Source organism: Halotalea alkalilenta DSM 17697, from assembly GCF_000621205.1.
Taxonomy (GTDB): domain Bacteria; phylum Pseudomonadota; class Gammaproteobacteria; order Pseudomonadales; family Halomonadaceae; genus Halotalea; species Halotalea alkalilenta.
The window spans coordinates 42,462-49,028 of sequence record NZ_JHYY01000041.1 but is presented as its reverse complement, the minus strand read 5'-3'; the positions used below and the strand labels follow the sequence as shown (position 1 = coordinate 49,028).

The following is a 6,567-nucleotide window of genomic DNA, read 5'->3' as shown; positions in this document are numbered from 1 at the left end:
GACGAGCCCTTCGTGGTGATGCTGCCCGACGTGCTGGTCGACGCCGATGGCTGCACCTTCGCCCACCAGGTGCCCAACGACCTCGGCGGGATGATCGACGCCTTCGATCGCACCCGGCACGCCCAGATCATGGTCGAGAACGTACCCAGGGAAGTCGCCTACAAGTACGGCATCGTCGCACTCGAAGGCGACGCCCCCGCTCCCGGCGAGAGCGCGATGATCACCGGCATGGTCGAGAAGCCGAAGTCCGGCGAGGAGCCCTCGACGCTCGCGGTGATCGGCCGCTACCTGCTGCCCGGCGAGATCTTCGCCCTGCTCGAGCGCACCGCCCCAGGGGCCGGCGGCGAGATCCAGCTGACCGACGCGATCGACCAGCTGCGTGCCCAGGGCGGGGTCGATGCCTACCGGATGGTCGGTGACACCTACGACTGCGGCTTCCAGCTCGGCTATCTCGAGGCGACGCTGTCGTTCGCCAAGCGTCATCCGAAGTTCGGCGAGGGCTTCAAGGAGATCCTCGCCAAGTACACCGACTGATATCTGCTCACAGAAAAAGAACGTCCGTGGTGAGCCGGGCCTACCATCGTTCGCGGTAAGCCTGGCCACCAGCCGTTCGTCTCCTTCGACTCGCATCGCTTGCTTCATCCAGCAGCGAATCGCGCAAGGCTTCGATGCGCAGCGCAACGGCGCGGCCCGGCGATGTTGCTGGCCGGGGACGCAAATGAATGCTTGTTTCGGGCTCGAAAGCTAAAATTGCCAGCGATCCAGAAGATGGCTGTTGCCGAGACACCACATTTTTTAAGCACAATTTGCGAGCACCGTATGGACGTCGACCTCGAAACGATGACTAGCCGTCCGAACCGTGTGGCCCAGCGCAGCGATACCCAAGCATTCTGGCGCGATCCGGTCCTGCCCTTCGTCGAGAGCCGCCGGGCCTGTCAAAGCCGGGCCTGCTACAAGCGCCACCATCACCCGACCTTTTCGATTGGCGCCGTCGATGGCGGCACCAGCGTCTTCACCGGCGCTACCAATGGCCCGGTTTCCCTGACGCCTGGAACGCTCGTCTTCGTGCCCGCATCGCGGGTCCATGCGTGCAACCCGGCTCCCGATACCGCTTGGAGCTACCAGATGCTGCACCTGGACACAGCCTGGCTCCAAGCTGTTCGGCGGGAGTACGCCAGCACCGACGCGATGGAAGACGAGCCAGTGCGCATCGTGACCGCCCCGGCGGTCTATGCGCGCTTCTGCCGACTCAACGCGCTGCTGTTCGAGGAACACGATCCGATCGAGAAAGAAGCCGCGCTGATCGAGTTCGTCGGGGACTACGACACCGAACAGGGGCTCTCCATCGAAGGCCCGACCGCACCATCGGACCTGGCGGAGCAGATTCGGCCCGCCCTGGACCATCTATATGCTTCGCCCTCCGCCAGTACCCCTTTGGACGAGCTGGCAGGCCTGGCAGGCATGAGCCGCTATCAGGTGATCCGGGCGTTCCGCGCCGTCACCGGGATGACGCCGCACGCCTGGCAGCTCAACCATCGTGTCAATCTCGCCAGGGACTGGATCCACAGCGGAGACAGTCTCGCAGACGTAGCCCTGCACCTCGGCTTCGCCGACCAGGCCCATTTCCAGCGGGTGTTCAAGGCGCATGTCGGGGTGACCCCCGGCCGTTTCCGAGCCTGACGCCGCAAGCGGCGTGGCTGCAATTTTCTTCAATACAGAAAGTGCCCCGACTTGCACACTGCGTGGAAATGCTACGAGTGTGTCCTGAATGCAGCCTTTCCTGATGATTGCCGCAGCGCATTTCCTGGCGCTGCTTTCTCCCGGCCCCGACTTCTTCCTGATCGCGCGCACCTCGTTGTCCGCCGGCTGGCGGGTCGCCAGCGGCGCCTGCCTAGGGATCGCCGTCGCCAATGGCGTATTCATCGTGGCCGCCTTCGCCGGCACCGCCGCAATGAAACCAGACAGCGCCTGGTTCATGACTCTTCAACTGGCCGGCTGCATCTACTTGCTCTATCTCGGTATGCTGTTCATTCGCTATGCCGGCACCAGCGACCTGGCAAACGTACCGGCCAAGGATAGGCACGCCGCACGATCCAGCCTTCGCTTGGGCGCGTGGCACCGCGCCGCCGGCATGGGCTTCCTGTCGGGCATCCTCAACCCCAAGAATGCGCTGTTCTACGCCAGTCTGGCCGCGATGCTGACCGGGCCACACGCCAGCACCGGCTGGAAGATGATCTACGGCACCTGGATGTTCAGCGTCGTGCTGCTGTGGGATCTGCTGGTCGCGGTCATGATCGGCAACCACGCCGTCCTGCAGCGCTTTGCGCGAGCGCTGCCGTGGCTGGAACGCATTTCCGGCGCCATGCTGATCCTGCTGGCGGTGGGCGTCCTCGTCCTCCTGGTACGTTGAGAAGCACGCGATAATACAGGCGCGAAGTCTCACCCTCAGGCAGCGCAGCAAAATGGCCCGCCACCGCAAGCAGGACGCCGAAGGCGCCATCCACATGCCCCCATGCACCGGCCTAAAACCCACGCCAGCATCAGCCGTTCCGCCGGCGCTGCGGCACCAAACTGAATTCCATGCCGTCATCGAGCATCGCATAGCACTCGCTGTACGTCTGCTGGCGGGCGATGTTCCAGGCAGGTGTCGGCGGCGAGATCCTTCACGACCTGCGCCAGTTCCCGATTGCGCACCGGCAAGCCGATTCAGCGCATGGCGCTACAAGCCAAAGATGGTTCTATGCTGCTGCCTGCCGCCACCGAAGTGCGGAGGATAATGTTGCTGCTGGAGCTCCATCACGCGCTGCCCCTTGTCAGCCCACCCGACCGCTGAGTTCTCGCCAGCATCAGCAAAAGCGTACAGACCAGCAGAGCTGTGCCCAGGTTGTAGAGCATTCCCGCGACGAAGGCCGAGGCATACTGGCCCGCTTGCGCTGCCACGCCATCACCTATGGCAAGGGCTGAGCTGAACAGGATCCCGACCGCCGCCACACCCAACGCCGCACCGACCTGCTGAACGGTTGAGATTACGCCTGACGCCATGCCCGCCTGGGCCTCATCGACAAAGCCAAGCACCAAGTTCAGCAGCGGCGTCATGATGAAGCCCTGGCCCGCACCGACTACAACCAATACGGGGATCAGCCGTGTGGGTACCAGCTCGGCACCCACCATCCGAACCTGCGCGATCAGCAATCCAATGGAAACGGCATAGACTAGCGCACCCGCGACGATTGCACTGATTCCCCAGCGCGCCACCAGCCGCGGCGCTGCCAGCGATGCCAGCACGAAGCCCACGCTGCACGGCGCGAAGATGCTGCCGGCGACGAAGGGGTCAAGCCCCAGCCCGGTCTGCACCAGCAAGGCGAAGCACAGGAAGAACGAACTGGACGTGGAATAGACCAGCAGCACCAGCAACGCGCCCAGTGCGAAACGGCGCTGGGCTAGCAAGCGCATGTCCACCAGGGGCAATCCGCCCGCCATGCGCCGCTGCTCCTGCTGCCGATGGAACAGCGCAAGCAGCACCATCGCCGCGCCTAGCGACCACAGGCTCCAGACCGGCCAGCCTTGATCCGGCCCCTCGATCAACGGCACCAACAGCAGCGCTAGCCCAGCGCTGACCAGCACCACGCCCGTCCAGTCCAGCCCGAGGCGCTGCGGCGTGCGGGATTCAGGGATGTAACGTGCCACCGCGATGGCGAATAGCCCGATAGGCACGTTGATGAGAAAGATGCTGCGCCAGTCCAACCCGAACAGGTCGGCATGTACCAGCCAGCCACCGAGCACCTGACCGGCGATGGCGGCCAAGCCCAGCGTCATGCCCAACAGGGCGAAGGCGCGTCGGCTGTCGTCACCGTCGAAGTTGACGCGGATGGACGCATAGACCTGCGGGAACAGCAAGGCGGCCGCCAGCCCCTGTACTACCCGCGCACCGATCAGAAAGCCGGCGCTAGGCGCTAGTCCGCACAAGGTCGAAGCGATGGTAAAACCCGCCATGCCGATGACGAACAGGCGACGGCGGCCAAACAGATCGCCCAGCCGCCCACCGGTAATCAGCAGCATCCCGAAGGCTAACTCGTATCCGGCCACGATGAAGCCAATCTGCGCGAAACTCGCGCCCAGCCCAGCCTGCATCCTAGGGATGGCCACATTGATCACGAACAGATCGAAGATCGTCACGAATCCCGCCAACAGCAGTACAGATAGACCGAGCCAGGGCGGGCTATTGACAGTGCGCTCAGGCAACACTGATGGGTAGGAATTTGAGTTCATCTTGTGTATCCAGGGTAGAGAGGCAATCATTTTCAAACCCCTTTTAAACGATTACAATTTAATCATTTATGCTATTACCAAAAGCAACGAGATAAACAATGCGAACCTTGGAACGAACGCGCCCCGATCTGGCGGCTTTCCTGCTGGCGCACCGTCAGCGGCTGTCGCCCGCCGACGTGGGATTGCCCAGCGGTGGCCGCCGCCGCACGCCGGGACTGCGACGTGAAGAAGTCGCCGCGCTCGCTGGCGTCGGATTGACCTGGTACACCTGGCTGGAACAGGGGCGCGACATTGGCGTGTCAGCCACTTTTCTGGACAATCTTGCACGTGTACTGAAACTGGATGCCGCCGAGCGGCGGCACCTATTTCTGTTGGCTCACGAACGCCCGCCCGCCGAACAGGGCAAAACATGGTGCGTGCTGCCGCCGCTGGTACGGCGTCTAATGCATGACCTGCCGCATCCAGCCTTCGTACTCAACCTGCGCTGGGACGTGCTGGGCTTCAATGCGCCGGCCGACCAGATTTTCGGCTTCGGGACGCATACGCCCGAGCGGCGCAATCTGCTCTGGCTGCTGTTCACCGATCCCGCCCTGCATGCCCGTTTCCACGAATGGGAAAAACAGGCTCCACTGATGCTGTCGAGCTTCCGCCGCGACTTCGCCCGCGCCACGCAGGAAGCCGACATTCACGAACTGGTGAACGAACTGGAACGGGTGTCGCCGGAGTTCAAGACGTGGTGGCGCAAGCACGACGTTCACGGCTCCTGCAATGGCGTGCGCGAGCTGATGATCGACGGCAAGGCCGAGCCGTTCGAACACACTTCGCTGACCATCGACGAAGACCGGCACCTGCGGCTGGTGGTCTATGCCATGCCACAAGCTCGAACGGCGCAGAAGCATTGATCGAGGCCATATCGACCGCTCGATATGCAGCCGCTCGGCGGCGCGGGCGAAGTGCAGTTCTTCGGCCACGGCCAGAAAACGGCGAAAGTATCGTAGCTCCCTCGCGCCTTACCTCCTCGCCGCCGGAAAGCCATGCTGGTCGGCGGCCCACACCACGACCAGCGTCGCCGCCAGCAGCACCAGCAGCGTCGGAGAGAACGCCACGGCACCGGCGTAATCCAGCAACACGCCGCCGACGATACCACCGCCTGCAATCGCCATGTTCCAGGCCGTGACCAGCATCGACTGCGCCACGTCGGCCGCATCCCTGGCCGTCTTGGCGATGGCGGTCTGCAACAGCGTCGCCGCACCGCCAAACGCAATCCCCCATGCCGCTACTGCGGCATACATCACGATAGGCTCAGCGCCTGCCACGCTGAGCGCCAGCGCGGATAGGCCGAACAATGCCGTGTTCATGAGCATCAGCGCACGCAGGTGGCGGTCGATCAGCACACCGATGGCCCAAATACCCAGCAGCGACGAGACACCAAACACCAGCAGCACCAAGCCCGTCCGTTCGGCCATGCCTACCACCGCGAGGAAAGGCGCGATGTAGGTGTAGAGGATGTTGTGCGCCAGCACGAAGGCCAGCACCACGAACAATACCGGGCGCACGCCTGCCATAGTGAACACACGCCCAAGAGGCAAGCGTTTGCCCACCGCCTGCCCGGCGAAGTCCGGGACCTGAATGCGTACCCACACCATGAGCGCCAGCGCCAATGCGCTCATGATGCCAAAGCACATCCGCCAGCCCATCAGATTGCCCAGAAACGTCCCTGCGGGCACACCCAACGACAGCGCCAAGGGCGTGCCGACCATCGCAATGGCGATGGCACGACCCTTCTGGTGCTCGGGCACCATGCGCGCGGCGTAACCTGCCAGCAATGCCCATAGCAACCCAGCCGACACGCCTGCCAGGAAGCGCGCCACCATGGTCACGGCATAGCTGCCAGAAAGCGCCGTCACAGTACTGGCAATGGCGAATCCCGCAATGGCCATCAGCAGCAGCGGGCGACGCCGCATGCCCTGCGTGGCGGCGGTCAGTGGAATCGCGGCCGCCAGCGATCCGATCGCGTAGATGGTGACGAGCTGCCCGGCCAGCGCTTCGGAAATGCCTAAACCCGCACTGATTTGCGGGAGCAGGCCCGCCGGCAGGGCTTCGGTCAGGATCGTGACGAATCCAGCCAGCGCCAAAGCCAGCAAAGATGCAAGGGGGAGACGGGCATCTGGAGGATTCGTGCCGTCGAGCGTGATGGTTGAGCGAGCCATGAGATGCCTTTTCAGGTGCCGATCACGGGCGAAAAAGACGCGAAAACGACAGGGGTGGGATTCAGGCAGTCATGTTGATGGCCCCTCC

6 protein-coding genes are annotated in these 6,567 nt (G+C 63.5%); 4 read left to right on the top strand and 2 right to left on the bottom strand.

Annotation, left to right across the window (positions count from 1 at the left end; all coding sequences use genetic code 11):
* From Q376_RS0108455 to Q376_RS0108445, 3 genes are all read left to right on the top strand, one after another.
* Positions 1 to 534: sugar phosphate nucleotidyltransferase (locus tag Q376_RS0108455; protein WP_027349957.1), on the top strand; the 534-nt coding region annotated here is incomplete at its 5' end.
* A gap of 285 nt (positions 535 to 819) precedes the next feature.
* Positions 820 to 1,680, top strand: a complete 861-nt coding sequence (locus Q376_RS0108450; RefSeq protein ID WP_211266625.1) for a helix-turn-helix transcriptional regulator — start codon at positions 820 to 822, stop codon at positions 1,678 to 1,680.
* Between the two features lie 88 nt (positions 1,681 to 1,768).
* Complete coding sequence (locus Q376_RS0108445) at positions 1,769 to 2,410, top strand: LysE family translocator (RefSeq protein WP_027349955.1); 642 nt, start codon at positions 1,769 to 1,771, stop codon at positions 2,408 to 2,410.
* Between the two features lie 386 nt (positions 2,411 to 2,796).
* Here the strand turns inward: Q376_RS0108445 and Q376_RS0108440 are convergent, their stop codons facing one another.
* The gene (locus Q376_RS0108440; RefSeq protein WP_043446919.1) at positions 2,797 to 4,269 is read right to left on the bottom strand and encodes an MFS transporter; all 1,473 of its coding nucleotides are present in this window, start codon (positions 4,267 to 4,269) and stop codon (positions 2,797 to 2,799) included.
* A 98-nt stretch (positions 4,270 to 4,367) separates the two neighbouring features.
* Between Q376_RS0108440 and Q376_RS0108435 the strand changes: the two genes are divergently transcribed.
* The gene (locus Q376_RS0108435; protein ID WP_027349953.1) at positions 4,368 to 5,171 is read left to right on the top strand and encodes a helix-turn-helix transcriptional regulator; all 804 of its coding nucleotides are present in this window, start codon (positions 4,368 to 4,370) and stop codon (positions 5,169 to 5,171) included.
* Between the two features lie 108 nt (positions 5,172 to 5,279).
* On the opposite strand, the gene Q376_RS0108430 is transcribed toward Q376_RS0108435, so the two are convergent.
* Positions 5,280 to 6,479, bottom strand: coding sequence for an MFS transporter (locus Q376_RS0108430; RefSeq protein WP_052365074.1), 1,200 nt, complete (start codon positions 6,477 to 6,479; stop codon positions 5,280 to 5,282).
* Positions 6,480 to 6,567: the final 88 nt, after the last annotated feature.

Coding starts and splice junctions, on each gene's coding strand:
- Q376_RS0108450 (WP_211266625.1), top strand. CDS start 820: ATGGACGTCGACCTCGAAACGATGACTAGCCGTCCGAACCGTGTGGCC.
- Q376_RS0108445 (WP_027349955.1), top strand. CDS start 1,769: ATGCAGCCTTTCCTGATGATTGCCGCAGCGCATTTCCTGGCGCTGCTT.
- Q376_RS0108440 (WP_043446919.1), bottom strand. CDS start 4,269: ATGAACTCAAATTCCTACCCATCAGTGTTGCCTGAGCGCACTGTCAAT.
- Q376_RS0108435 (WP_027349953.1), top strand. CDS start 4,368: ATGCGAACCTTGGAACGAACGCGCCCCGATCTGGCGGCTTTCCTGCTG.
- Q376_RS0108430 (WP_052365074.1), bottom strand. CDS start 6,479: ATGGCTCGCTCAACCATCACGCTCGACGGCACGAATCCTCCAGATGCC.